Origin of the sequence: Methylobacter sp. (assembly GCF_023227905.1) — a bacterium.
In the GTDB taxonomy this organism is placed as follows: domain Bacteria; phylum Pseudomonadota; class Gammaproteobacteria; order Methylococcales; family Methylomonadaceae; genus Methylobacter_A.
Genome location: NZ_JALOCF010000003.1, coordinates 65,721 through 90,932, shown reverse-complemented (window position 1 = coordinate 90,932; position 25,212 = coordinate 65,721). Strand labels below are relative to the sequence as shown.

The 25,212-nt window shown below is 51.4% G+C and carries 21 protein-coding genes; 4 read left to right on the top strand and 17 right to left on the bottom strand.

Translation table 11 applies throughout. The features are described from left to right. Positions 1 to 109: 109 nt before the first annotated feature. From M0R47_RS01935 to M0R47_RS01875, 13 genes are all read right to left on the bottom strand, one after another. Positions 110 to 490: a ClpXP protease specificity-enhancing factor gene (locus M0R47_RS01935; protein WP_292549547.1), complete on the bottom strand. Its 381-nt coding sequence runs from the start codon at positions 488 to 490 to the stop codon at positions 110 to 112. Between the two features lie 10 nt (positions 491 to 500). Further along, complete coding sequence (locus tag M0R47_RS01930) at positions 501 to 1,106, bottom strand: glutathione S-transferase N-terminal domain-containing protein (protein WP_292549725.1); 606 nt, start codon at positions 1,104 to 1,106, stop codon at positions 501 to 503. Positions 1,107 to 1,397: 291 nt separating this feature from the next. Next, complete coding sequence (locus M0R47_RS01925) at positions 1,398 to 2,120, bottom strand: cytochrome c1 (protein ID WP_292549544.1); 723 nt, start codon at positions 2,118 to 2,120, stop codon at positions 1,398 to 1,400. Between the two features lies 1 nt (position 2,121). Continuing rightward, complete coding sequence (locus M0R47_RS01920; protein ID WP_292549541.1) at positions 2,122 to 3,528, bottom strand: cytochrome bc complex cytochrome b subunit; 1,407 nt, start codon at positions 3,526 to 3,528, stop codon at positions 2,122 to 2,124. Then, on the bottom strand, positions 3,525 to 4,118 hold the full coding sequence (petA, locus tag M0R47_RS01915) for a ubiquinol-cytochrome c reductase iron-sulfur subunit (protein ID WP_292549539.1): 594 nt from the start codon (positions 4,116 to 4,118) through the stop codon (positions 3,525 to 3,527). The genes M0R47_RS01920 and petA overlap by 4 nt, the downstream gene beginning before the upstream one ends. A 261-nt stretch (positions 4,119 to 4,379) precedes the next feature. Next, positions 4,380 to 5,456, bottom strand: a complete 1,077-nt coding sequence (hisC, locus tag M0R47_RS01910) for a histidinol-phosphate transaminase (protein ID WP_292549536.1) — start codon at positions 5,454 to 5,456, stop codon at positions 4,380 to 4,382. A 92-nt stretch (positions 5,457 to 5,548) separates the two neighbouring features. Next, on the bottom strand, positions 5,549 to 6,853 hold the full coding sequence (gene hisD / locus M0R47_RS01905; protein ID WP_292549533.1) for a histidinol dehydrogenase: 1,305 nt from the start codon (positions 6,851 to 6,853) through the stop codon (positions 5,549 to 5,551). Between the two features lie 167 nt (positions 6,854 to 7,020). Continuing rightward, entirely contained in the window at positions 7,021 to 7,650 is a 630-nt protein-coding gene (gene hisG / locus M0R47_RS01900; RefSeq protein WP_292549530.1) for an ATP phosphoribosyltransferase, read from the bottom strand. A gap of 9 nt (positions 7,651 to 7,659) precedes the next feature. Continuing rightward, on the bottom strand, positions 7,660 to 8,925 hold the full coding sequence (murA, locus tag M0R47_RS01895; protein ID WP_292549528.1) for a UDP-N-acetylglucosamine 1-carboxyvinyltransferase: 1,266 nt from the start codon (positions 8,923 to 8,925) through the stop codon (positions 7,660 to 7,662). Positions 8,926 to 9,016: 91 nt separating this feature from the next. After that, complete coding sequence (locus M0R47_RS01890) at positions 9,017 to 9,328, bottom strand: STAS domain-containing protein (RefSeq protein WP_292549526.1); 312 nt, start codon at positions 9,326 to 9,328, stop codon at positions 9,017 to 9,019. Then, positions 9,325 to 9,795 carry an outer membrane lipid asymmetry maintenance protein MlaD gene (gene mlaD, locus M0R47_RS01885; RefSeq protein ID WP_292549524.1) on the bottom strand — a complete coding sequence of 157 codons (471 nt, stop codon included), beginning with the start codon at positions 9,793 to 9,795 and terminating at the stop codon, positions 9,325 to 9,327. Before mlaD ends, M0R47_RS01890 begins: the two co-directional genes overlap by 4 nt. A gap of 6 nt (positions 9,796 to 9,801) precedes the next feature. Continuing rightward, complete coding sequence (gene mlaE, locus M0R47_RS01880) at positions 9,802 to 10,581, bottom strand: lipid asymmetry maintenance ABC transporter permease subunit MlaE (protein ID WP_292549521.1); 780 nt, start codon at positions 10,579 to 10,581, stop codon at positions 9,802 to 9,804. Positions 10,582 to 10,638: 57 nt separating this feature from the next. After that, positions 10,639 to 11,466 carry an ATP-binding cassette domain-containing protein gene (locus M0R47_RS01875; protein ID WP_292549518.1) on the bottom strand — a complete coding sequence of 276 codons (828 nt, stop codon included), beginning with the start codon at positions 11,464 to 11,466 and terminating at the stop codon, positions 10,639 to 10,641. Positions 11,467 to 11,808: 342 nt separating this feature from the next. On the opposite strand from M0R47_RS01875, the gene M0R47_RS01870 reads away from it, so the two are divergent. From M0R47_RS01870 to M0R47_RS01855, 4 genes are all read left to right on the top strand, one after another. Beyond that, positions 11,809 to 14,577: an Hsp70 family protein gene (locus M0R47_RS01870; RefSeq protein WP_292549514.1), complete on the top strand. Its 2,769-nt coding sequence runs from the start codon at positions 11,809 to 11,811 to the stop codon at positions 14,575 to 14,577. 18 nt (positions 14,578 to 14,595) lie between these two features. Beyond that, the gene (locus M0R47_RS01865; protein ID WP_292549512.1) at positions 14,596 to 14,949 is read left to right on the top strand and encodes a hypothetical protein; all 354 of its coding nucleotides are present in this window, start codon (positions 14,596 to 14,598) and stop codon (positions 14,947 to 14,949) included. Between the two features lie 187 nt (positions 14,950 to 15,136). Then, complete coding sequence (locus M0R47_RS01860; RefSeq protein ID WP_292549510.1) at positions 15,137 to 15,940, top strand: DUF4239 domain-containing protein; 804 nt, start codon at positions 15,137 to 15,139, stop codon at positions 15,938 to 15,940. A 192-nt stretch (positions 15,941 to 16,132) separates the two neighbouring features. Beyond that, complete coding sequence (locus tag M0R47_RS01855) at positions 16,133 to 17,311, top strand: NAD(P)/FAD-dependent oxidoreductase (protein ID WP_292549507.1); 1,179 nt, start codon at positions 16,133 to 16,135, stop codon at positions 17,309 to 17,311. Positions 17,312 to 17,439: 128 nt separating this feature from the next. On the opposite strand, the gene M0R47_RS01850 is transcribed toward M0R47_RS01855, so the two are convergent. The 4 genes from M0R47_RS01850 to M0R47_RS01835 form a co-directional block, all read right to left on the bottom strand. Next, positions 17,440 to 18,699 (bottom strand): hypothetical protein, encoded by a 1,260-nt coding sequence (locus M0R47_RS01850; protein WP_292549504.1) that lies wholly within the window; start codon positions 18,697 to 18,699, stop codon positions 17,440 to 17,442. Positions 18,700 to 19,025: 326 nt separating this feature from the next. Next, on the bottom strand, positions 19,026 to 20,519 hold the full coding sequence (locus M0R47_RS01845) for an efflux transporter outer membrane subunit (protein WP_292549501.1): 1,494 nt from the start codon (positions 20,517 to 20,519) through the stop codon (positions 19,026 to 19,028). Positions 20,520 to 20,812: 293 nt separating this feature from the next. Continuing rightward, positions 20,813 to 23,977 carry a multidrug efflux RND transporter permease subunit gene (locus M0R47_RS01840; protein WP_292549498.1) on the bottom strand — a complete coding sequence of 1,055 codons (3,165 nt, stop codon included), beginning with the start codon at positions 23,975 to 23,977 and terminating at the stop codon, positions 20,813 to 20,815. Further along, a complete protein-coding gene (locus M0R47_RS01835) occupies positions 23,974 to 25,194 on the bottom strand; it encodes an efflux RND transporter periplasmic adaptor subunit (RefSeq protein WP_292549495.1) in 1,221 nt (406 codons plus the stop codon). The genes M0R47_RS01840 and M0R47_RS01835 overlap by 4 nt, the downstream gene beginning before the upstream one ends. Between the last annotated feature and the right edge of the window lie 18 nt (positions 25,195 to 25,212).

Sequence of the window (25,212 nt, the reverse complement as noted above, 5' to 3'; positions counted from 1 at the left end):
ACGCGCCAGAGGGAGTAGGTCTAAGTCTAAGGAGGGCTTGTAGACAGTATATGAGGCTAAGCGATTGCTATGTCCGGTCTGCCCTTTCTCTGAACATAGCAAATCACTGTTACTTTACGATACGTAAATTTGGCTTGGCTGCTGGTTTTTTTGCCGGCGGCGGCTCATCGTCATCATCATGCTCTTCTTGATCGAAAATCATGCCTTTGCCGTTTTCTTTAGCGTAGATTGCCAACACGGCGGTTATCGGCGTGACAATATGCATGGGTTTTCCGCCAAAACGGGCATTAAATTCAATTTCCTCGTTGCCGAGAGAAAGTCCCTGTATTGCTGCCGGCCTAATATTTAAAACAATTTTTCCGTCTTCAATAAAATCTTGCGGCAAGATTGCGCTGGTATGTTCGGCATCCACAAGAAGATGCGGTGTTAGGTTGTTATCAATAATCCATTCATAGATTGAACGAATTAAATAGGGCTTTAGAGAAGTCATTTGCTAGGGTTTACTTTAAAGGTTCGATCATTTCTTTTTCAGCATCGCTCAGGCTGCGCTTGAATGCAGGCCTGCTGAACATGCGCTGGGAATAATTAGTGATTACTTCATTTGGGGTTGATACGTCAATGCCTATGCTGGGCAAACGCCATAATAAAGGCGCGATAACGCAATCAATTAGTGAGAATTCATCACTCATAAAATAGGGTCTGGCGGCAAAAATAGGCGCTGCAGATAATATGCCTTCTCTAAGCATTTTCTTCGAGCGGGCAGATTTTTTCTCGCCGGAAAATAAAATTTCGTCCAATAACTGGTACCAGTCCTGGTCGATACGCTTGATCAGCATTCTGGTATTTGCCCGTGATACCGGATCCATCTGATGCAAAGGCGGGTGCGGAAAACGTTCGTCGAGATATTCCATGATGATGCGTGAATCATAGAGAACCAGGTCGCGTTCAATCAATGTGGGTGATGTGCCGGTAGGGTTTAGTTCAAGTAAATCTTCAGGTGGGACTGTCGGGTCATAATATTCAATGTCTGCGACAACTCCTTTCTCGTGTAAAACAAAACGGGCGCAGTGGCTCATCGCGCAAGTTGGAGATGAGAAAAGCGTCATTACAGATTTACGAGTATTAACATTTGTCACGAATAACAACCTCTTTAAGACGTGTAGGGCAGTAAAAAAAGCACATTATAACAGGTTAGCAAGTTTTTTATTTACCGTTGTACTTGTAGGCTAGATTGCGATTATGTGGAGAGATAGAGGGCGCCGACAGTGAGCGCTTGGGCGATGCTGGAGCAGAAGAGGTGTGCTGATGATTGTCAGCGGAATCTAAGAATTATTGCATTAATGTGTTGGATTAAGGCTGGAGCGCCTTAACCCAACTGACTTTCTCGCTCTCAAGAATTAATGGATGTTCTTCCAATATTCTTTCTTTAACAAATAAGCTAGGATTAAAAACATAAAGATAAAAAATAACACATATTTTCCGAGACGATGTCTTTCCAATTGGACCGGTTCGCCGACATACACCAGGAAATTAACCAGGTCATTGACGAAAATATCAAATTCTCCTTCGGACAAGGTACCCGGTTCCATAAGAACTAACTTGGTATATTCATCACCCCATATATTTTTTTGATGCTCTGCATACTGTTCACCCTGCAATTGCCAGAGCGGGTTAGGCATAGCAGTATCCTTGAAAACCAGGTTATTCACTCCCCTGGGGCTTTTAGGATCAATATAGTAGCTTTTTAAATAGCTATACAGCCAATCCGCACCACGCGATCTGGCAATTAACGACAAGTCAGGCGGTTGAGTACCGAACCATTTTTCCGCATCATGCGCGTTCATGGCACTGTGCAATTGATCGTAAATGTTGGCTCCTTCCGGCGCAATGTCCTGCAACATCTTTTTTTGATCCATATCGGTATCAAGGGCGATGCGCAAGTAACGGATATGCTTGGCTGAATGGCAGCCAAGACAGTAAGTGACGAAGTGTTTCGCCCCCCGTTGCAATGAAGCATTATTGGAAAGATCAACATGCGCATCTTGCAGCTCAATGTCTTCCGAGGCGGCAACCCCAAAAGACAGTGATAACAATAAAAGTAAAGCTATTAAATTTTTCATATTAATCCAGACTCCCTTTTGCTTTTTTTGCTAATCGACTGATAACGTTTCTTATGCCTTCGGGATTAGGAGTTCTGGTAAAAAAAGAGCTTTTAAAAGCAGTATCGCCAATTTCGGTAGATACTGGCTTTAAGACAGTAATTTCCTCAATTAACGCGGGCAATTGCTCTTCAAGACTATGCACTGGGGTTAAACGCCTTGGCACCGGCTTGGTTTTTTCCCAGCGGGTATACAGAGGCATTAACAGGAAAAATCCGAAATAAACCGCAGTAAAAAGTCGTGCAAATATAGTGGCTGTCGGAGTTGCCGGCTGCGTACCCAAGTAACCCAGCGCCAGGAAACTGATCACAAACAGGCCCAAGGCTTTTTTGTAAATACCGCCGCGATAACGAATTGATTTGACCGGACTACGGTCTAACCAAGGTAACAGGAACAGCACGACTATCGCACCGCCCATGCCGATAACCCCGGCAAATTTGTCGGGAATCGCTCTTAAAATGGCATAGAAAGGCGTGAAGTACCAGACTGGAGCAATATGTTCCGGAGTTTTCATCGGATCGGCAGGGATGAAATTCGCGTGCTCAAGAAAATAACCGCCCATTTCCGGCATGTAAAAAATAACCGTGGCGAAAAACAACATAAAGACGCCCACGCCGACCAAATCTTTGACTGTGTAGTAAGGATGGAAAGGAATGCCGTCGACAGGATGGCCCCACGGGTCTTTGGAATCCTTGATTTCAATGCCGTCAGGATTGTTTGAGCCGACTTCATGCAATGCCACGATATGCAGGAAAACCAGCATGACCAATGCCAACGGCACTGCAATAACATGGAAAGCAAAGAATCGGTTCAGGGTTGCATCGGAGACAACATAGTCGCCCCTAAGCCAGAGCGACAAGTCGTCGCCGATAACAGGAATGGCGCTGAACAGCGAAATAATAACCTGTGCGCCCCAGTAGGACATTTGTCCCCAAGGCAGCAGATAGCCCATGAAAGCTTCGGCCATTAAGGCGACAAACAACAGCATTCCGAAGATCCATATCAGTTCGCGAGGATGCTTGAATGAACCGTAAAGCAAGCCCCTGAACATGTGCAGATACACAACGATGAAAAATGCCGATGAACCGGTCGAGTGCATGTAGCGAATCAACCAGCCCCAGTTCACATCGCGCATGATGTACTCGACGGAGTCGAACGCCAGTTTGGCATCCGGCTTGTAGTTCATGGTTAAAAATATACCGGTCAGTATCTGGTTAACCAGCACCAGCAAAGCCAGTGAACCGAAGAAATACCAGAAATTGAAGTTTTTCGGCGCGTAATAATGCGCCATGTGCTCATTCCAGAGTTTGGTTAGCGGAAAGCGCTCCAAAAACCAATCGTTACATTCAGTTATGCGGCTACGTTTCATGCGCTTGCTTCCTCTTCGCCAATAATTAGCTGGGTATCGGTAATATAGCGGTAAGGGGGGATTTCCAGGTTAGTCGGTGCCGGTACGCCGCGATAAACGCGACCTGCCAGATCAAACCAGGAGCCATGGCACGGACAGAAAAATCCGCCTTTCCACTTTTCGCCAAGATCATTGGGAGCTATTTCAGGACGAAACGTGGGAGAGCAGCCCAAGTGTGTGCATAAACCCACGGCCACAAAGATTTCCGGCTTAATAGAGCGCACCGGGTTTTTGCTGGACTCAGGTTGTAGGGATTCGTTGGAAAGAGGATCTCTTAGCTCATTGTCCAGCGTTTTTAGCGTTTCAAGAACCTCGGAGGTTCTGTTAAGTATCCAGACCGGTTTGCCTCGCCACGCGACCCTGATTAACTGGCCGGGTTCCATTTTGCTGAGGTCAACTTCAACAGGAGCGCCAGCCGCCATGGCCTTAACGCTGGGTTGCATCTGAGCAAGAAAAGGAACAGCCAAATAGCCTGTGCCGACTGCGCCAACCACTGTCAAAGCCGTGGTTAGAAACTGGCGTTTGGATTGATCGACGCCTTTATCATTCATTATAGAACTCTCCTGATTAAGTCTGCGCTTCTTACGAGCGCATTATTTACTTCACCAATATACCATTAGAGCTTGTAAGATTTGAAGTGCTTATGCCGCTGGTTTTGGTGTTTGTTATGTGCCGCTGATGATTGGGTATAGTTATGTAAGTCACAAGTCTATGATATTGCGGCAGATTGTTTGTTGTGCAACCACGCTGGGGTTGTTAAATATTTACATATAAATGGTCTGTTTGGTGACTTGATAAGATGGTTATTCCAACTATGAAGCGGCCAGGCTCCTTGATAAGGCGGCAAGAAATGCCTCATTTTCTTCCGGTTTGCCTACAGTTACCCGCAGACAATCGGCCAGCAAGCCTCCTTGCGGGCTGAGATTCTTAATTAAAACACCCTGTTGTTTTATTGACGCGAAGATTTCGGTGGCCCGATTTTCGGGGGTTCTAAACAGAATGAAATTGGCCGCGCTGGGATAGACGGTGATGCCGTCTAGTGCATTTAACCGGTTAAAAACAACCGACCGTTCAGCGCAAATCTGCTGGGTTTGTTGGTCAAACAAGGCTTTGTTGGACAAGGCAAAATCCGCGCTGATTTGCGTGAGGCTATTAATATTGTAGGGCAGGCGAATCTTATGGAGTTGTTCAATGATATCCGGCATGCCGGCGATATAACCGAGGCGTAATCCCGCCAGTCCCAGTTTCGATACGGTGCGCATGACCAACAGGTTGTCATATTGCCCCAGGCTGTCGATAAAGCTGGCGTCGGCAAAAGGCGCATAGGCTTCGTCAATTACCACCAAACCTTTGGCGGCTTTTATGATTTTCCGGATGGACGCTTCGGAAAATAAATTTCCGGTCGGGTTATTGGGATAAGCCAGAAAAATGACCGAAGGCTGATGCTTTTCTATTGCATCCAGCATGGCCGGCAAATCCAGGTCAAAGCTGTCTGCAAGCAACGGAATGGCATGGTAGTCCAGCCCCAGGCACAGACTCAACTGTTTATACATCACAAAACCGGGGTCGGGCGTCAGCACCGAGGCATTCGAAGGCAGCGCCATTAACAGCAATTGAATGATTTCATCGGAACCATTGCCCAGCAGTACATCGAACTGGTCGGGTATTTGATTCAAGCGTTTAATGGTCGCAGTCAGATGCCCGGCTTCAGGGTCGGGATAGCGGTTCAGCGGGCAGTCTTTCAACGCTTCCAGCCATTTCGCTTTAATGTCTTCAGGCCAACTGTAGGGGTTTTCCATGGCATCCAGTTTGACCAAACCCGTGGCATCTGCAACTTTATAGGCGGACATCGCCAAGACTTCTTTACGGAAAAGAGAGGAAATTTTCATAGGTTCAAAACTAAAGGCAAAAGGCGAAAGGCAAAAGGCGAAAGGTTCGACGCAAAGAGATGTTTTCGCCTTGGGCCTTTCGCCTTTCGTCGTTATTTTATTCTATATTCCGCAGACCGCGCATGGGCGGTCAGGCTTTCGCCCCGTGCTAATAGGGATGCGGTTTTGCCCAGCCTATCCGCACCTGCTTCAGAACAGTTGATCAAACTGGAGCGTTTTTGGAAATCATAAACACCCAGCGGTGACGAAAACCGTGCCGTGCTGGAGGTCGGCAGTACATGGTTGGGTCCTGCGCAGTAATCGCCTAGTGCTTCCGCAGTATATCGGCCCATGAAAATGGCGCCCGCGTGGCGAATGTTTTTGCATAAGGCTTCCGGGTCCTCAACGGAGAGTTCCAGATGCTCAGGCGCAATAATATTCACCACATCGGCGGCGGCGTCTAAATCGCTGACCTTGATCAATGCGCCGCGCGTAATCAGCGATGTCCTGATGATCTCGGCCCGTTCCATAGTCGGCAATAATTTGTTGATGCTTTGTTCAACCGCATCCAAGTAAGCTGCGTCAGGACTGATCAAGATAGATTGGGCATTTTCGTCATGTTCGGCTTGTGAAAACAGATCCATTGCAATCCAGTCCGGATTGGTTTTGCCGTCGCAGATAACCAGGATTTCCGAAGGCCCGGCAATCATGTCGATACCGACTTGCCCGAACACCAGTTTTTTGGCGGTAGCCACATAAATATTGCCCGGTCCGACGATCTTAGCCACCGCAGGAATGGTTTCGGTGCCGTAAGCCAGCGCGGCGACGGCTTGCGCCCCGCCCATCGTAAATACACGGTCTACGCCGGCCAGATAAGCGGCCGCCAGAACCAGTTGATTGGTTTCGCCGCGAGGCGCGGGCACGACCATGATCAACTCGTCGACACCCGCGACTTTGGCCGGTATCGCATTCATCAACACCGAAGAAGGATAGGCGGCTTTACCACCCGGCACATAAAGCCCTACACGGTCCAGCGGAGTAATCTTCTGTCCGAGTACGGTGCCGTCAGTCTCGGTATATTGCCACGACTCCATTTTTTGGTGTTCGGCATAAGCGCGGATACGGTTTGCGGCGGCTTGTAATGCCTGGGCTTGTTCAGCAGGCAAACCGTTCCAGGCCGATTTCAGAAGTTCCGAAGATAACTCCAGATCGGAGGCCTGCGTAACTGTGCGGTGGTCGAAACGGTTGGTGTAATCAATAACCGCTTGATCGCCATTGTTGCGGACATCGGCAATAATCGCCAGAACGCGCTGATGGATTTCCAAGTCGTCGGTTTTGTCAAAAGCCAGCAAATCCTTTAACTGCCGATCGAAATCGGCTGATGAGGCGTCGAGTTTAGTGATATTTATGTTGGGCATGAGCAGATAACTAAAGTATTAAATGGTGCAATATATTCAATCCGATAGTGTAAATAGATTGATTTATTCACCACGAAGACATGAGGGACATGAAGTTGTTATTTTGCTTTTCTTCGTGCCCTTCGCGTCTTCGTGGTGCAATGCTTTTAAACTGAGCTTATGGCGGGCTAACCTCTTTTCGCAAGCGTCTTTTCAAACTGGTCGAGCAGCGATTGAATCGCCTGATGCTTCATCTTCATGGCCGCTTTATTGACGATCAGTCTTGAGCTGATATTCATAATCAGGTCCCGAGGCTCCAGGTCATTGGCTTTTAACGTATTGCCGGTATCGACCAGGTCAACAATGCAATCGGAAAGGCCAACCAGCGGCGCCAGCTCCATTGAGCCGTACAATTTAATGATTTCTGCCTGTATGCCTAAGCTGGCGAAGTAACGTTGGGTGATTTTAACGTACTTGGTTGCAACGCGGACGCGTCCGGCAATCGGCGGCGCATCTTTATGTGCGGCCGTCATTAAGCGGCAACAGGCGATATTCAAATCCAATGGCTCATACAGGCTTTCAGCGCCGTGCTCCAGCAGTATGTCTTTTCCGGCGATGCCCATGTCGGCAGCGCCATATTCAACAAAAGTAGGTACGTCGGTGGCGCGGATGATGACCAGCTGAACGTCGTCCCGTGTGGTTCGTAAAATCAACTTGCGGCAGGTTTTTGGGTCGTCAATCGGCGTGATGCCTGCTTCTGCCAATAAGGGCAGGGCGTCCTCATAAATTCTACCTTTAGATACGGCAATAGTTATCATGGTTAAACCTTATCTTGGGACGCGGCGTATTGTTGCGCCCAATTGAGAGAGCTTTTCTTCGATGTGGTCATATCCCCGGTCGATATGATAAATACGGTCAACCAAGGTGTCCCCTTCGGCCACCAGCGCGGCTATTACAAGACTTGCCGAAGCCCTTAAGTCGGTCGCCATAACCGGTGCGCCGGTCAGTTTTGCGGCGCCGGTGCAGATCGCGGTATTCGATTCCAGCTTAATGTCGGCGCCCATGCGCATCAATTCCTGAACATGCATGAAGCGATTTTCAAAAACCGTTTCAGTAATGGTTCCGACTCCGTCGGCGATGGCATTCATGGCAGTGAATTGTGCCTGCATATCGGTCGGAAAGGCCGGATAAGGCGAGGTTCGAACCGAAACAGCCTTGGGTTTTTTGCCGTGCATATCCAGCTTGATCCAGTCTTTGCCGGTAGTGATTTCAGCGCCGGCTTCAACCAGTTTTTCCAGTACAGCGTCCAGAATATCAGGGCGGGTGTTTTTAAGCTTGATGCTGCCGCCGGTGATTGCCGCAGCAATCAGGTAAGTGCCGGTTTCGATCCGGTCGGGAAGGATGTCATAGTGGATGCTGTCAACGCCCAGCTTTTCTACGCCTTCAATGACCAGCACATCGGTGCCTATGCCACTGATCTTTGCCCCCATCTTATTTAGAAAGTGGGCCAAATCGGTAACTTCAGGTTCCTTGGCGGCATTCTCAATAATCGTGGTGCCTTCGGCCAAGGCGGCGGCCATAAGCAGGTTTTCAGTGCCGGTAACGGTGATCTGTTCCAGAACCAGGCGGCAGCCTTTAAGGCGGGAGGCTTTGGCATGGATAAAACCATTTTCGACGGTAATATCGGCGCCCATTTTTATCAGGCCGTTGATGTGGATGTCGACAGGCCGCGAACCGATAGCGCAGCCGCCGGGCAATGACACATGGGCTTCGCCGAATCGAGCCACTAAAGGCCCTAATACTAGGATTGAAGCGCGCATGGTTCTGACCAGTTCATAAGGCGCTACAAAACTGTTGATGGTGCTGGAATCGACTTCGATGTTCATCTTCTCATCGACGGTCAAATGGACGCCCATGCGGCCCAGTAATTCCATGGTTGTGGTGATGTCATGGAGATGCGGGATATTGCCGACGCTAACCGGCGCTTCCGAGAGCAATGTGGCAGCCAGAATCGGTAAGGCGGCATTTTTGGCGCCGGAAATACGCAGCTCTCCAGAGAGTCGTGCGCCGCCGGTAATAATTAGTTTGTCCATATAAATCTTAAGGCTAAGGGCTAAGGGCTAAGGGCTAAGGGAAAGTGATCGGCTTTTTGCGCCTTTTGTCTTTCGTCTTTAGCCTTCTCTATTAATCAGTTTGAGCTGCAAAATGGCTTGTTTGGTCAAAGCCGCTGAGTTTGGCAAGGTTGAGGAGCTGCTCGGGAATGTTTTTGAAGCTTAATTGCGTTCTATTGTGCCGGGAATATCTTATCCATTCGATCATTAACGCGAGCCCGGCGCTGTCAGTGCTGGATACGCGGCTCAGATCAATGGTGATTTCTTTTGCGGCATTTAAAAAAGAAAATGACTTGAGAGTCTTTTTATCGATGGTTGCGAAAGTTAAATCGCCATCAATAACAATGTGCCCGGCACTCTCTTTAATAATATTCAGTTGACTCACTTTTTTTCATCCGCCGCAGATTTAAACAGGAATTGGCCGATCGCCTTTTCCAAAATAATGGCTGAATTGGTGACGTCAATATTACCCCCGTCTTTTAAAAACTCATCCGAGCCGCCTGCGTCCAGGTTGACGTATTGTTCGCCTAACAAACCGGCCGTGTAAACGCTGGCTGTAGTGTCGTCAGGAAGGGTGCTGTACTGTTTGTCAATACTCAGTTTTACAACCGATTCATAGGTTTTTGGATCGAAGCTAATCGAGCTGACTTGGCCGATTTTAACGCCGGCCGATGAAACCGGGGATTTAACCTTCAGGCCGCCGGAGTTTTCGAAACGGGCAGTCAGCGTATAAGTGTCATGCGCGGTAAAAGAACTTAAATTGCTCACTTGCAAGGCAAGAAAAAACAAACCGGCAATGCCTGATGCGACAAAGAGTCCGACAAATGTGTCCTGGGTACTGGTATGCTGCATTGTTATTTAATCTCCAAACATGAGTGCGGTCAGAATAAAATCCAGACCTAAAATACTAAAAGCGGAATTGACTACGGTGCGTGTGGTGGCCCGGCTGACTCCTTCCGAAGTCGGGATGGCGTCATAGCCTTCGAACAATGCTATCCAGGAAGCGACAAATCCGAACACAATGCTTTTAATAACGCCGTTGACAATGTCGTCCTGAAAATCGATATTGGCGCGCATTTGCGACCAGTAGGCGCCTTCATCAACGCCTAACAGGCCTGAGCCGACTATTTGTCCGCCGATAATGCCTACTGCGCTGAACAAGGCGGCAAGTAAGGGCATGGACAAAAATCCGGCCAAAAAGCGCGGCGAAATGATGCGCTTGATCGGGTCGACGGCCATCATTTCCATGCCCGATAGTTGTTCAGTCGCTTTCATCAGGCCAATTTCCGCTGTTAAGGCGGAACCGGCGCGGCCTGCGAACAAAAGCGCCGAAACCACGGGGCCGAGTTCCCTGACCAGGGAGGCGGCAACCATAACCCCCAGCGTTTCTTCGGCGCCAAAATCGGAGAGTATGTAATAGCCTTGCAGCCCCAGAACCATGCCGACAAACAGGCCCGAAATGGTGATAATCAGAAAAGACAGTACGCCGATCGAATGCATCTGGTTAAGCAGCAGTCTGGGGCGGGGCAGCACGCTGAGTATGCCGGAAGTCGTCTGTAGCAGGAAAAACGTGCCTCGCCCAAGCTTGGTAAAACTGGTGCGGGTGTTTCTGCCCAAATTCTGTAGAAGTTCAATCATTTTATTATTTGTTTTACACAGTCAGTGTTGCTTTTATAAGGCGTAAATTTCTTTGCCTTAATAACGTTTTCCTGTCGACAGCAAGTCGTCAACATAATCTTTTGCCGGGTAATGGAAATGCACGGGGCCGTCAGCTGCGCCGGTCATGAATTGCTGCACCCACTCGGATTCTGATTGTTCAATTTCCTTGGACGTACCTTGTCCGACAACTTTGCCTTCCGAAATGACGTAAATATAGTCAGCTATCGCCGCCGTTTCCTGGACATCATGGGAAACAATGATGCTGGTTAGCCCCAGGATATTATTCAATGACTTGATGAGTTGAACCAACGCCCCTTTTGAAATGGGATCCTGCCCGGTAAAAGGTTCGTCGTACATAATCATCATCGGGTCCAGCGCAATAGCCCTGGCCAATGCAATCCGCCTGGCCATGCCGCCGGAGAGTTCGTTAGGCATCAGGTTTCGCGCGCCTCTCAAACCGACCGCCTGCAACTTCATCAGAACCAGAGTGCGGATCATGGATTCAGGCAGATGGGTATGTTCGCGTAACGGAAATGCGACATTATCGAATACGTTCATATCCGTTAATAAAGCGCCGCTTTGGAACAGCATGCCCATGCGTTTACGCAGGTTGTAAAGCTCAGATCTACGTAAACGGTGAACATCGTTGCCATCAACGATGACGGAACCTTGTTTAGGAAACAATTGCCCGCCGATCAGTTTTAACAGCGTCGTTTTGCCGGTGCCGCTAGGCCCCATGATGGCAGTCACTTTACCGCGCTCGAATTCCAAGGAAATATCGTCAAATATTTTCTTGTTGCCGCGGGAAAACGACAAATTTCGGACAGAAACCAGGCTGTTTTGAGGGGAGACGCTGTTATCCATGCGTTATCAGGATTAAGTGTTGAAATCAAACGGGCTATTTTCTATGACTAGTCCCTGTTAAGTCAATCTATTGTGCAGCTTGTGTCCTGGTAATATTTATGGAAAGCTGAATTTATGTAAGTCATAGGGATATTTGATTAATTTGCCTTTCAACAATACCGGCGGATTTGATGAGTAGCCGTTATCGACACGCAAGGATGTAAATCTAAAATATTTCGTGTATCCTTTTTTGATAGATACCTTGTTCCTTTGATTTCGTTCGGGGTGAGGGCAATAAAAGGATGGCGGACCCAGACAGGGGGTTAACTGCTTTCACACAAGACTTATAAGATATTACCTATCGTGCAAAAAATCACCGCAAACTATCTAGTCGGTATCGACCTTGGTACCACGCATACGGTTGTCGCCTATGCTAAAGCCGACAACGCCCATCAGGAAATACAAATCTTCCAAATCGAGCAATTGATTTCCCCCGGTCAGGTTGCTCCAAGACCATTGTTGCCGTCGGTGCGTTATCATCCCGCAAGCGGCGAATTGTCAGAGGCCGATCTTTCATTTCCTAGCGGAACTTCATCCTCGGATGAGCTTGCCGTCATCGGCGAGGCCGCGCGCCTGCTGGGCGCCAAAACCAAGGGGCGATTCGTCACCAGCGCCAAAAGCTGGCTGTCGCATCCGTCGGTTGATCATGCGGCCGACATTCTGCCGTGGGGCAGCAACGATGATGTCGCCAAGGTTTCGCCCATTGCAGCCAGCGCCAGCTATTTGGCGCACATTCGTACAGTCTGGGGGCATCGATTTCCCGATGCGCCGCTGGAAAAACAGGATATTGTGATTACCGTGCCCGCCTCGTTCGATGAGGCGGCCAGATCGCTGACGCTGGAGGCGGCCCGGCTTGCAGGATTGCCTAATGTACGGCTGCTGGAAGAGCCCCAGGCAGTATGTTACGACTGGCTAAGACGCAACACCGGCACCATTAAGCAGGCGCTGGCTGATGTGCATCTGCTGCTGGTTTGCGATGTCGGCGGCGGTACTACCGATTTAACACTCATTAAAGTAGAGCAGGGCGAGCAGGAACCCAAATTAACCCGCATCGGGGTTGGCGACCATTTAATGCTCGGCGGCGACAATATCGACCTGGCGCTGGCGCATCTTGCCGAAAGCCGGCTGGGTAACGGCGAAAAACGCCTATCGGCAGCGGACTTGTCGCAATTGATCGAACAATGCCGGATTGCCAAAGAGCGCTTGTTGTCGGACGAAGCGCCGGAGCAAATCAATGTCACCTTGCTGGGTGGCGGCTCCAAGTTGATTGGCGGCTCCCGTTCTGTTGCATTGTCTAAGGAAGAAGTCAGAGAAATTGCGCTGGACGGTTTCTTCCCGTTATCAAGTCTTGACGATTTGCCGGATAGAAAGCGCAGCGGCGTGGTCGAGTTCGGCTTGCCGTATGCTGCAGAACCGGCGGTCAGCAAGCATATCGCGGCTTTTTTAAAATTGCACAGCGCCGCTGCCGGAGAAGCCTTGCAGGGCAAGGGTTACGTTCCCGATGCCTTGCTGCTGAACGGCGGCGTGTTCCGCAGTCATCCGATTACTCAGCGCCTTGTCGACTTAATCCGCTCATGGCGCTCCAGTCCGCCGGCATTACTGGAAAACCAGCATCCGGAACTGTCCGTCGCTTTTGGTGCGGTCAGCTATGCGATTGCCAGAAAAGACAAAAAACTCAAGATCGGCGGCGGCTCGGCGCGCAGTTATTTCCTGCTGGTCGATACCGACGATTCAAGCAAACAGCAAGGCATCTGCATCCTACCCAAAGGCAGCGAAGAAGGCGATGAAGTCATCCTGAAAGACCGGCGTTTTGCGCTGCGCTTGGGGGTGCCAGTGCGCTTTCACCTGGTTTCCCTGTCAGGCGACGGCGATTTCAAGCCGGGCGATGTAGCTGAAATCAACGAGTTGTTTCATTCCCTGCCGCCGCTGGCCGTGGCCTTTGAAGGCGATGACAGCAAGCCGAACGCCGAGGTTATCGTCGAGCTGTCGGTCACGCAAACCGAAGTCGGCACGCTTAAAATTCAGTGTATTGCTGTTGAAGACAGCAGCCGACGTTGGGATGTTGAGTTTCAAATCAGGAAAAAAGCGGCCGCTTTGCCAACGGATGCCGCGTTGCCCGGTAATTTTAACCAGATCGCCGAACAGATACAGACTATTTTTGGCGCTAAATCCAAACAGGTTGATCCCAAGGCAGTCAAAAACCTGCGCGCCGATTTGGAACGGCTCATCGGCGCTTCGAGAACCGAATGGCAGACGCCATTGCTAAGAGCCATGTTCGGCGTATTGCTGGAAGGGGCGAAATACCAGCGCCGCTCCGAAAATCACGAGCGCGTCTGGCTGAGCCTGGCCGGCTTTTGTTTACGGCCCGGCTTTGGTTATCCACTCGATGACTGGCGCGTCGAGCAGTTGTGGAAAAGCTATCCGCAAGGCATCCAGTTTGTTAACGAAACTCAAAATTGGACCGAGTGGTGGACGCTGTGGCGACGGATTGCGGGCGGACTGGATATGGCGGCGCAGGAGAAAATTTTTACCGACATTGCAAAATTTATAAACCCTGCGGCGGCAAGACAGCCCGGCGTTGCCAAGCAAATCAAAAATCGCGGTTACGACGATATGGTACGGCTGGCCGCAGTTCTGGAGCGTCTGCCGGTTGCCAAAAAAATACAGCTTGGCGAATGGCTGCTAAAGCGCCTGGAAAAAGCCGGCGAGCCTAGCCAAACCTGGTGGGCGGTCGGGCGCATCGGGGCCAGAATGCCGTTCCACGGTAGCAGCCACAATGTCATTCCTGCCGAAACCGCCAGTTTGTGGCTGCAACAGATGTTGACGGTAGACTGGAAGAAAATCCCGCAGGCAGGCTTTGCCGCTACGCTGATTGCCCGGATGAGCGGCGACAGGGCACGTGATATCGATGAAGCTATGCGTTTGCAAGTTATTGAAAAGCTAAAGTTGAGCAAAGCGCCCGTCTCCTGGGTCGACATGGTCGAGCAGGTGAAAGAGCTGGACGAAAAAGAGGAAAAACAGATTTTCGGAGAGGCATTGCCGCCGGGACTAAAACTCATCAATGAAGAATAACGCTTAAAGAAGGAAACCATGAAGTTAGTCAGCATCGTCGTCATCGCTGGGCTTATCCTGCTGTATTTTATAGATTCGGCGTTTAAACTGAATCCGTTTAATACGGAAATGATGATACACAGCGGCCTAAGGTTTTTTACCGGGTTCCTGGTTCTCGGAATCGGGGTTTTTTATGCCCATAAAATCGGGCTGAAATTTGCGGTTTGTCTTGTTTTGGCGTTGTCCTTAGCTGACGACATATGGGATTACACTAGAAATATTAACAGTTTTAATTTTGAGGTCTTGCTACATAGTCTGTATATGCTGGCATGGGGTTCTTTGGCGGGCTATGTGCTCATGAAACAGTGGCTGGATGGGCGCAGACCGGAATAAGGCCGGACAAGCTTGTACTTTAGGTAAATAATCTTTACAGCCTGATTGGATCTACTTCCATTGTTGCGCGTTGCGTAGCTTTCAGCTGTATTGATGGATTTATGTGGTGTTGTAAACGGCGTACCAGAGGGTTAGAAAGCAAAAATAGTGCTTACCCTCATCTACCTGATTGTCGGAGATAATGACTGTGTTTTACTGGATATATGATATTCCGAACGGACTCTTGGCCGGACTGATGTGCCTTGTCTGCCTAGGCTATACTTGGTCTGGCCTTCTGATATTAAGGCCGTGGATACGAAAATGGCTTGGATCTGAACAAGGGGGAGAAAACGAGTTTGTCAGCTACTTTCTATCGGCGTATGGCGTTTTCTATGGTCTGATGCTCGGCTTGATCGCCGTCGCCACTTACCAGAACTACAGTGACGTAGAGAGTAAAATAGCAAGGGAGGTGACAAGTATTGCCGCGTTATACCGGGATGTTTCCAGCTATCCAGAACCGGCTCGGAACAACTACCGGAACCATCTGCGCGGATATGTCCATTACGTGGTCGAGGAGGCTTGGCCTGCCCAGCAGAACGGTATCGTTCCCATGGGCGGCTCGATGCGCGTCACAAGATTTCAGCAAGACTTGTTCGCGTTCCAGCCCAAGACTAGGTCTGAAGAAATTGTGCATGCAGAGGCGATACGGCAATTCAATGTTTTCATCGAGTCTCGGGTGTCAGGAAAGCAAAGCGTTGGGGCCTCATTGCCTGAGGAACTCTGGTATGTGGTGGTGATCGGCGCGGCGTTGAACCTAGCCCTGATCTGGATGTTCACCATTGATAGGGTCTCGATTCATCTGGCTTTGTCCGGTATTCTCTCGCTGTTTGTCGGCTTGATGCTCTTTTTTATTACTGCGATGGATAACCCTTTTCGAGGGACGTTGAGTGTTTCGCCTGAACCCTTTCTGATGTTACTGAATAGCACGATGAACCCGCAGGTAGCCGGGTAGGGTGGTAAGACGCTGTGATGCTATTATCCAAGTCGGGCTGAAAATTATTCGCCGCAGAGAATGCGACGGGCACCAAGAAAGCAATCTCTTTCACTCGGTTCCATGCGATGCCTGGGAGCGAGACTGCCCGCCTCATGCAGGTTTTAGCCGCTGTTTTTCACGGCACCGATTACAATATGTTGAAGAAAAATCATGACTGACACTGATGTCATTATCATCGGCGCCGGTGCATCCGGCCTGATGTGCGCAATCGAGGCGGGCAAGCGCGGCCGCAAAGTGCTGGTTCTGGATCACGCCAACAAGGCCGGGAAGAAAATCCTGATGTCCGGCGGCGGTCGCTGCAATTTCACCAATTATTCCGTCGAGCCGAACAACTATATTTCGCACAATCCGCATTTTTGCAAGTCGGCGCTGAGCCGCTATAGCCAATGGGATTTTCTGGCGCTAGTCGGGCGCTACCGGATTTCTTTTCATGAGCGCGATCACGGCCAGTTATTCTGCGATGAAAGCGCCAAGGATATTCTGGACATGTTGCTGGCGGAATGCGACAAGGCCGGTGTCGTTGTGCGTTTGAACACTCGCATCGATTCAGTTGCGCGGCTGGCTGACAGATTCCAGCTTAAAACCGGCAGCGGCAGTTTTACCGGTCAATCCCTGGTGGTTGCGACCGGGGGCTTGTCGATACCGAAAATGGGCGCAACGCCGCTGGGCTACAAGATTGCCGAGCAATTCGGCATTAAGGTGCTGCCTACCAGTGCGGCGCTGGTTCCGTTTACCTTGCAGCCGGAAGACAAGGAAAGATTCTCTGCATTGTCGGGCATTGCCGTGCCTTGCGTGGTCAGTAACAAAAGGCAGAGTTTTAGCGAGAATGTGCTGTTTACGCATCGCGGTTTAAGCGGGCCTGCGGTTTTGCAGATATCATCCTATTGGCGCGCCGGAGAGGAGATTGCGATTGACTTGCTGCCACAGGTCAATCTGGAAACAGAGCTGAAATCGAAGCGTCAGCAAAAGCTCAAAAACAAGCTGAAAACGATTTTGGAAGGCTATCTGCCCAAGCGGCTGATCAGCGCTTTATTGCCTGAGGATTTGCTGGATTTATCATTGCAGGATTTGTCTGACAAACAAATTCAGCGGGTTGCAAAGCAGCTTAACAGTTGGACGATCAAACCCAACGGCACAGAAGGCTACCGCACGGCTGAAGTAACTTCCGGCGGCGTTGATTGCGATGCGATTTCTTCCAAAACCATGGAAAGCAAACAGGTGCCGGGGCTTTATTTTATCGGTGAAGTGCTGGACGTGACCGGCTGGCTGGGCGGCTACAATTTTCAGTGGGCATGGTCGTCAGCCTGGTGCGCAGGGCAATATTGCTGACTTAACGGGGTTGTGTGCGGGAGTGGTGAGGGCCGAACAGTCGGCGCATGGAAGGTCTCAGTCACCAGTATCAATAAGCCGGCAGGATACACTGAGCATATCCTGCCGGCTTGATTGTCAGGCCGGGGCTATTTATCTTTCGATCTGAACTTGCTGTACAAGCCTTTCAGTTTTCCCTGTGCTTTTGCGTCATCAAGCTGTTGAACTGTGGATAATGGCGGTGCTTCATCCGCTTTTTCATCGGCCCATTGGGGTTCTGTTTTAACCGGCTGTTGTTTTTTACCGAACAGGGTTTTGATTTTTCCAAGCGATCCTTTAGCGGGAGCGGTTGCTTGTTGTTCCATGTCTGATGATGCGGGTGCCGTTTTCCTAACGACCGGTTGCAGATTTTCGTCTAGCACTAAGTCCAAGAAATCTTCATCTTCTTCGATAGCCCTTACTGATTCCATTGGCGCTTCTTCAACCTGACGGGTAACCGCCGCTTCCGGAATGGCATTAACTGGTTCGGCTGGCTCGTTCGGTTCAGATTGGGCTGTATTTTGCTCAGTTTGGGCAATCAAGGACTCCTCAACTGCTGGGGCTTCCGCTATTTGTATCGGCTGCCGCCAGTCGTTAACCGCCCTGAACGTTTCCGGTCTGGGTTCTACTCTGGGTTCCACTTTAAGCTCTGCGGGACTGGAAGCTACAGCAGGCGCAGGCTGGAAATTTTTCAGGGTATCCGATAAAGCCTGTTGACTGGTGTTCTGCTGTTGCAGCATCGATTTTTGTTCTTCAAGCGCCTGTTCCAGCTTGGAAAGCTGGCTGGTGTGATTGTCTAATACTGATTGCAACGCGTTAAGCAGCGATTCTTTTTCGGCCAGTTTTATCGTCGCTGTCTGACAAGTTTGCTGTAACTCGGTTTTTGCTTGCTGTTCGGTGCGCAGACGCTCTACCAGTTGCATAATGACTTTGTCATGTTGCTGCCACAGCGAGTCCGACTTAACGTCTTCGCTTGCAAGTAACGGCCGTTCCCCCAGATCGAAACTTGTCGCCAGCGTTTGAATGGTTCCGGCAATGTGCTGGTTGCGTTGATAAATCAGTTGTTCAAGCGCTAGCGCACGTTGCGCTTCATCTTGAGCGACAGATTGGGCTTTTTCCATCTGTTCCGCGGTTGACGCCAATTCCTCTTGACTGAACTGTAGCTGTTGTTGCGCAGCGTCAACGCTTTTGGCAGCGGCTTTTTCACTGGCAGCTTTGCCTCTTTTTATGGCGGCAATTCTGATGCTGTAAAAAATTGCCATCAGCAGCCAGACGGTTATCGCCAATACCGCAGCGTACAACGCATTATTCAAGGTAAAAATATACCATTCGGAAAGCATAGCTTTGATAAGGGGTAAGTATGTTTGCATAGATTCCATAGATATTCCTCAATAATAAGTTTTTTTACATATTGTACTCGGAGCACTGTTAGCGACGCTGATATTTTTACCTTGGCATTATTCGAGGATTGTTTTTCGTCGCTTTGCGATATTGCTTTCAGGCGCAGTTTTTTGCCCTTTCAATCAGGTTTATACAAGAAAGCAGCTATGTCTTAGAGTACGGATTGAAACGCCGCGCTTGCGACGTTGAGAAGAGAGGGTTAGCAGTAATCGATCCCAGTGAAACACACTGAAAAATCAACATGATGCGCCAGAACTTTGCCGGGCACAGCATGTTGCTTAGTGATGAATAGCGATCATTCTTCCCAAATAGGATGTTCTGTTTTATTCAGAGCAATGTTTGATTCCCAGCCGCCGCCCAAAGCCTTGTAAAGCGCTGCCAGCGCCGTTGCGGTAGCGGTTTCGCTCTGCGCCAGCCGCTCCTGGTCTTGCAGCAGGCGCAATTCGGCATCGAGTACGGTCAGAAAATCGCTCACGCCTTCTGCAAAACGCAGATGGGCCAATTCATGGGCTCTTATGCTGGCTTTGGCGGCCGAGGCTAATAACTCTCTTCGGATTCGCACCCGATTGTAATTCACCAGCGCGTTTTCGGTTTCTTCCAAAGCGTTCAACACGGTCTGTTCGTACTGGGCCAAGTTTGCCTCGGCACGGGCATCTGCGGCCTTAATACGGGCATAGACGCGCCCCAAATCCAGCGCCGCCCAACTGATCCGCGGGCCTGCAGAATAGGTATCTGACGCCGCCGCGCCGATTCCCGACAGGGTGCTGGCCTCAAGGGCGATAGTGCCGACAAAAGTAACGCGCGGGAAAAGGTCGGCGGTGGCAACGCCGATACGGGCGGTAGCCGCTGCCAAAGCCCGTTCGGCGATGCGAATGTCAGGGCGGCGGCGCAGTAGCTCCGCAGGCTGGCCGATATGGATGGTCTTGGGAAGCTTGGGCAGCGGCGCGGGCTGCGATAGTTTCTTGGTCAGGGCGCCCGGAAGCTGTCCGGTCAATACGCTGAGACGGTGCATGGCCTGCCGAATGGCGCTTTCCAGCGGCGGAATGGTAGCCCGGGTGGAATCGAGCTGAGCTGACGCCCTCGATGTGTCAAGCTCGGTGCCACGTCCGCCTTCGAGCCTGACCTGGGTTATTCCCAATGTTTGGGTTTGGTTTTCGGCATTCTTTACCGCTGTCGCCAACTGGTTTTGCAGGCCGCGCAATTCGAAATAATTTCTAGCCACTTCGGCGATCAGGCTGACGCCGAGATCCCGGAGGCTGGCTTCCTGCGCATCGACTTCGTCGCTGCTCGCCTCTACGTTGCGGCGCACCCGGCCAAAGAAATCGACTTCCCAAAAAGCGTCGAAACCGACGTTCCAAAGTTTCAGCTCGCGCGGCGCGAAGGCCCGGTTGTTCAAGGCGGCGGCGCTGCGTTTTTGGTCGGTGTAATTGGCGTGCGAAGTTACGATGGGCGCCAAATTCAGCCCGGATTCCAGATAAAGCGCCCGCGCCTCGCGAAGATTCGCGCGCGCGGCCTGAAGATCGCGGTTGTGCTGCACAGTCTGATCGACAAGTTCGGTTAGATCTTTGTCGTCGAACAGTTTCCACCAAGACACTTCCACATCCTTTGCAGAGAATTCAGGGTTATTGGCATTGCTAAAGGCCGGGCCGACATCGGTTGCCGGGGCCTTATAATCGGGGCCTACCGCGCAGGCGCTGAGCAAAGCGGCGCAAAGGAAGGTTAAGTTGAAACTCCAGCCGCGGCCAATGGTATTTCGGAAATGAAGTTCTGCGGAATGCGTCTTTTTCATAGGCTATGCTGTCGTTAAATAGGGAAGCTGTTGACTGCCGGAGCGCAGGCTCTGCCTGCATGTACAAGCACCAAAAATAGGCGCTTTACGACTGCAAGGATGCAGGAGGTAGAGCACCAACAGTAGGCGCTTTAGGCGACGCAGGGAGCGGTTGCCGAGGCGATGCAGGAGCAATTGCCGAGGCGGAGCTTGCACTCCTGTCGCAATGTTGCTGATTGCTTTGTCTAAACATAATGCAATATGAGTTATTTTTATCGCTTGGATAACAGAGCTTTTTTCATAAGTCATGAGCATCATGCGGCCCGTTTTTTCCTGGCAGATTGCCAGCGTTGCGCCAGAGCTTGAGCGATGACGTAAAACACCGGCGTTAATAACAGACCGAAAAAAGTCACGCCCAGCATGCCGCTGAATACCGCGGTGCCCAGTACCTGCCGCGATTCCGCTCCCGCCCCTTGGGCTATCACCAGCGGAAACACGCCCATGATGAAGGCGAATGAGGTCATCAGAATGGGCCGCAGCCGGATCCGCGACGCTTCCACCGCTGCATCGAGACGGTTAAGCCCGCCCTCTTGCAGCCGCTTGGCGAATTCCACGATCAGAATGGCGTTCTTGCTGGCCAAGCCCACCAGTACGATGAAGCCGATCTGGGTGAAGATGTTGTTGTCCATGCCGCGCAACCATACGCCGGCCAGAGAGCACAGAATACACATGGGCACGATCAGGATCACTGCAAACGGCAGCGACCAGCTTTCATATTGGGCCGCCAAAGCCAAAAACACGAAGATCACGCTCAGCGGAAAAACCAGCAGGGCGACGTTTCCGGCCAACACCTGTTGCAGGCTGAGCTCGGTCCATTCAAAATCGAATCCCGGCGACAGTTCTGCACCCAGCAGTTTATTCATCACAGTAATCGCCTGGCCGGAACTGACTCCGGGCAAGGTGCCGCCGTTAATTTCCGCAGCCGGATACATGTTGTAGCGTGTGATTTTGTCGGGTCCGGTAATTTCCTTAACCGACATCAGAGATCCTAAAGGCACCATGCCGCCTTGAAGATTCCGTGTTTTCAGTTCGGTGATGTCCTCCGGTTTCATGCGAAACTCCGAATCGGCCTGAGCCACCACCTGATAGGTCCTGCCGAAACTGTTGAAATCATTCACATACATCGAACCCAGATAGATCTGCAAGGTGTCGAACACGTCTTTCAAGGGCACATCCATAGACTTGGCTCGGGTACGGTCCACGTCCAGAAAAAGCTGCGGAACCGAGGCGCGGAAAGTCGTAAACAGCCCGGCCAGACCCGGTTGCTGATTGCCCTTGGCGATCATCTCGTTGACCGTATCCTGTAGCGCCTCAATACCGGCATTGGTGCGATCCTGAACTTGCAGCTTGAAACCGCCTACCGAACTCATACCCCGGATCGGAGGCGGGGCAAATACGGCAATGTGAGCGCCGTCAATCTGGGCGAGCCGCTGCTGAAGATTTTTGATGACCGCATCGGCATGAAGCTCCGGGTGACCGGCGCGCTGGTCGAAATCATCGAGCCGGGCGAACATCGTGGCGACGTTGGATTGGCTTGAGCCGCTCAAGATGGAAAAACCGGCATAAGCGTTCAGATGCTTGACGCCTTTGGTTTCCAGAACGATACGGTTAGCCTGCTGCACCATTTCCTGGGTGCGCCCCAGCGAAGCGGCGTCCGGCAGCTGCGCATACAAAATCAGGTAGCCCTGATCCTGCTGAGGAATGAAGCCCGCTGGCACCTTTTCAAAGGCCAGAAAATTAAGGCCGTTGAGTCCCAGATAAAGCACCAGCACCACAACCGTCATGCGTATCAACCTGCCGACCAGGCGCGCATAGCCTTCGCTGAACGAATCGAAGAACCGGTTGAAGATGCTGAAAAACCGGCCGAACAGACGATCGATCAGCCGTGTGAACCCGTCCTTGTCGCCATGTGCCCGATCCAGCAGCTTCGCGCACAGGGCCGGACTCAGGGTCAGCGAGTTAAACGCCGAGATCACCGTGGAAACAGCAATGGTCAGCGCAAATTGTTTGTAGAAGGCGCCGGAAACACCGGTAATAAAGGCGGTAGGCACGAACACTGCGACCAGAACCAGAGCCGTAGCAATGATAGGGCCTACCACTTCTTCCATGGCTTTCCTGGTGGCGTCCCGGGCCGATAATCCTGTCGCGATATGGCGCTCCACGTTCTCTACCACGATGATGGCGTCATCCACGACGATACCGATAGCCAGCACCAGGCCGAATAACGATAAGGTATTTAAGGACAGACCCATAGCGGCCATGACGGCAAACGTGCCAATCAACGAGACCGGTACGGTAAGCAACGGAATGATGGTGGCGCGCCAGTTCTGCAAAAATATCACTACCACGAGCAAGACCAGCAGGATGGCCTCGAACAGGGTCTTGGCCACCGCGTTGATGGATTGCTGCACGAACACAACGGTGTCATAGACCATATTGTAGTCAAGGCCCTCAGGAAAGCGCGTCTTCAGCTTTTCCATGGTGTTGACCACCGCCTCTTTGGTTTCCAGGGCGTTGGAGCCGGGTAACTGGAAGATGGCAAGACCCACCGTGGGCTCGCCATCCAGGAACAGCGCAGAATTGTAATCCTTGGCGCCCAGTTCAATGCGAGCCACGTCCTTGAGGCGAGTCACCTGGCCGTCTGCCCCTTTTTTGATCACGATGTCGGCGAACTGTTCGGCTTCCATCAGCCGGCCCATGGTGCTGACCGTGTATTGGAAATCCGTACTCTCCTTTGTCGGCAACTGGCCGACCACGCCGGCCGCTACCTGGATGTTCTGTTCCCGCATGGCGTTGACTACGTCGCCGGCAGTCAGATTGCGCGCAGCAACTTTCTCCGGGTTCAGCCACAGGCGCATGCTGTAGTCACGGGCGCCGAACACCATGATTTCGCCGACGCCGGGCAGTCGCGCCAAGGTATCCTTGATTTGCAGCAGCGCGTAATTGCTCAGGTAAACACTGTCGTAACGCTTGTCCGGGGATAGCAGGTTAACGACCAGACTCAAGTCCGGGCTGCGCTTCTTGACGCTGATGCCTTGCCTGCTTACTTCCTGAGGCAGTTTGGGTTCGGCCAGCGCCACCCGGTTTTGCACCAGAACCTGGGCTTTATCCAGGTCAGTACCCGGCTTGAAAGTCACGGTAAGCGACATGCTCCCGCTATTGGTGGACTGAGAGGACATATACAGCATTTCCTCGACGCCGTTCACTTCCTGCTCGATAGGTGTCGCCACAGTTTCCGCGACCACTTTGGCGTTGGCGCCGGGATAGGTCGCACTCACGACCACAGTGGGGGGCGCAATCTCGGGATATTGGGCAATAGGCAGTCCAATCAGCGCGAGACCCCCGACCAGAACAATAATGATGGAGAGTACCGATGCGAAAATCGGCCGGTCGATGAAAAAGTGCGTGAACCGGTTCATGGTTTCAATTCCCCATCCGGTCCGGTCAGCGAGATGCGCTCCGGAGTCACCTTGATACCCGGCTTGAGCTTCTGGATACCCTCGATAACCGCCCATTCTTCAGGCTTCAATCCTTCGGCGATCACGCGGGACTGGCCGATATGGGCGCCGAGCACCACCGTGCGGTATTCCACCTGGTTGTCCTTATTCACCACCCATACGAAACGTTGCGCCTGATCCGTGCCGATGGCGCGATCGGGAAGCAGAATGGCCGGATACGGAGCGCTCGCGCGGATCCGCATCCGGGCAAAAAAGCCGGGACTCAACAATTCATCAGGGTTGGCGAACACGCCCCGCAACGTCACGGTACCGGTAGCGGCATCTTCACGCGGCGATATATAATCGAGATAACCCTGGTGTGGAAAACTAAGCTCATCAGCTACCGCTAATTCCACTGGTGTCTGTTCCTCTCCCAGACTGCCGCGACCTCCTTCCTTGGCCTGCCGCCGATATTTCAGTACCGAGCGTTCGTCCGCATCCACGTAAACATAAACCGGATCGGTAGATACGATAAAAGTCAACACCGTTGCATCGCCGCCGCCACCGTTGACCACATTGCCGGCGGTGATTAATTCGCGACCGATCCGGCCGTCTATCGGAGAGCGCACCTGAGTAAAATCCAGGTTCAACCTTGCCGTAGAAACATTGGCTTCCGCAGACTGAACGGCGGCAAGGGTTTCCCGAAGCCCTTTACTACGGGCATCGTGCTCTTCTTCGGAAATGGCTTTGGCGCGGAACAAACGCTCGGCGCGTGCCAAGTCATTTTTTGCCAATTCGTGACGGGATTTGGCGCGTTCCAGTTCGGCTACGGCATAGTTCAGTTGAGCGGTGAACGGTTTCGGGTCGATCAGGAATAACAGGTCGCCTTTATGCACCTTGTCGCCAGCCTTGAAGTTCACTTTCTCCAGATAGCCGCTGACCCGTGCGCGCACATCGACTGAGTTGACGGCTTCGATGCGGCCCGTATATTCGTCCCACTCAGTCACTTCTTGCGATAGGGGTAATGCAACTTTGACACCGGGCGGCTGGCCCTGCTTAGCCCCTGACTCGTCATTATTTCCGCACCCGATCATGGTTGCCAAAGCGATGGCCAACAAGCCCATTCGGGTGCGCTGCATTGATTTTTCAGGCATGCTTAAACGATGGATGGCTACCCATGGATACGTTTCTTTTTTCATCGTTTTTACAACCTGACT

What these genes read in the sequence shown, in the direction of transcription:
- hisC (WP_292549536.1), bottom strand. Translation starts at nt 5,456, where the DNA reads ATGAAAATTTCCTCTCTTTTCCGTAAAGAAGTCTTGGCGATGTCCGCC.
- hisD (WP_292549533.1), bottom strand. Translation starts at nt 6,853, where the DNA reads ATGCCCAACATAAATATCACTAAACTCGACGCCTCATCAGCCGATTTC.
- M0R47_RS01930 (WP_292549725.1), bottom strand. Translation starts at nt 1,106, where the DNA reads ATGACGCTTTTCTCATCTCCAACTTGCGCGATGAGCCACTGCGCCCGT.
- M0R47_RS01840 (WP_292549498.1), bottom strand. Translation starts at nt 23,977, where the DNA reads ATGAACCGGTTCACGCACTTTTTCATCGACCGGCCGATTTTCGCATCG.
- M0R47_RS01925 (WP_292549544.1), bottom strand. Translation starts at nt 2,120, where the DNA reads ATGAAAAATTTAATAGCTTTACTTTTATTGTTATCACTGTCTTTTGGG.
- murA (WP_292549528.1), bottom strand. Translation starts at nt 8,925, where the DNA reads ATGGACAAACTAATTATTACCGGCGGCGCACGACTCTCTGGAGAGCTG.
- M0R47_RS01855 (WP_292549507.1), top strand. Translation starts at nt 16,133, where the DNA reads ATGACTGACACTGATGTCATTATCATCGGCGCCGGTGCATCCGGCCTG.
- mlaE (WP_292549521.1), bottom strand. Translation starts at nt 10,581, where the DNA reads ATGATTGAACTTCTACAGAATTTGGGCAGAAACACCCGCACCAGTTTT.
- M0R47_RS01865 (WP_292549512.1), top strand. Translation starts at nt 14,596, where the DNA reads ATGAAGTTAGTCAGCATCGTCGTCATCGCTGGGCTTATCCTGCTGTAT.
- M0R47_RS01875 (WP_292549518.1), bottom strand. Translation starts at nt 11,466, where the DNA reads ATGGATAACAGCGTCTCCCCTCAAAACAGCCTGGTTTCTGTCCGAAAT.
- M0R47_RS01845 (WP_292549501.1), bottom strand. Translation starts at nt 20,519, where the DNA reads ATGAAAAAGACGCATTCCGCAGAACTTCATTTCCGAAATACCATTGGC.
- hisG (WP_292549530.1), bottom strand. Translation starts at nt 7,650, where the DNA reads ATGATAACTATTGCCGTATCTAAAGGTAGAATTTATGAGGACGCCCTG.
- mlaD (WP_292549524.1), bottom strand. Translation starts at nt 9,795, where the DNA reads ATGCAGCATACCAGTACCCAGGACACATTTGTCGGACTCTTTGTCGCA.
- M0R47_RS01850 (WP_292549504.1), bottom strand. Translation starts at nt 18,699, where the DNA reads ATGCAAACATACTTACCCCTTATCAAAGCTATGCTTTCCGAATGGTAT.
- M0R47_RS01920 (WP_292549541.1), bottom strand. Translation starts at nt 3,528, where the DNA reads ATGAAACGTAGCCGCATAACTGAATGTAACGATTGGTTTTTGGAGCGC.
- petA (WP_292549539.1), bottom strand. Translation starts at nt 4,118, where the DNA reads ATGAATGATAAAGGCGTCGATCAATCCAAACGCCAGTTTCTAACCACG.
- M0R47_RS01835 (WP_292549495.1), bottom strand. Translation starts at nt 25,194, where the DNA reads ATGAAAAAAGAAACGTATCCATGGGTAGCCATCCATCGTTTAAGCATG.
- M0R47_RS01935 (WP_292549547.1), bottom strand. Translation starts at nt 490, where the DNA reads ATGACTTCTCTAAAGCCCTATTTAATTCGTTCAATCTATGAATGGATT.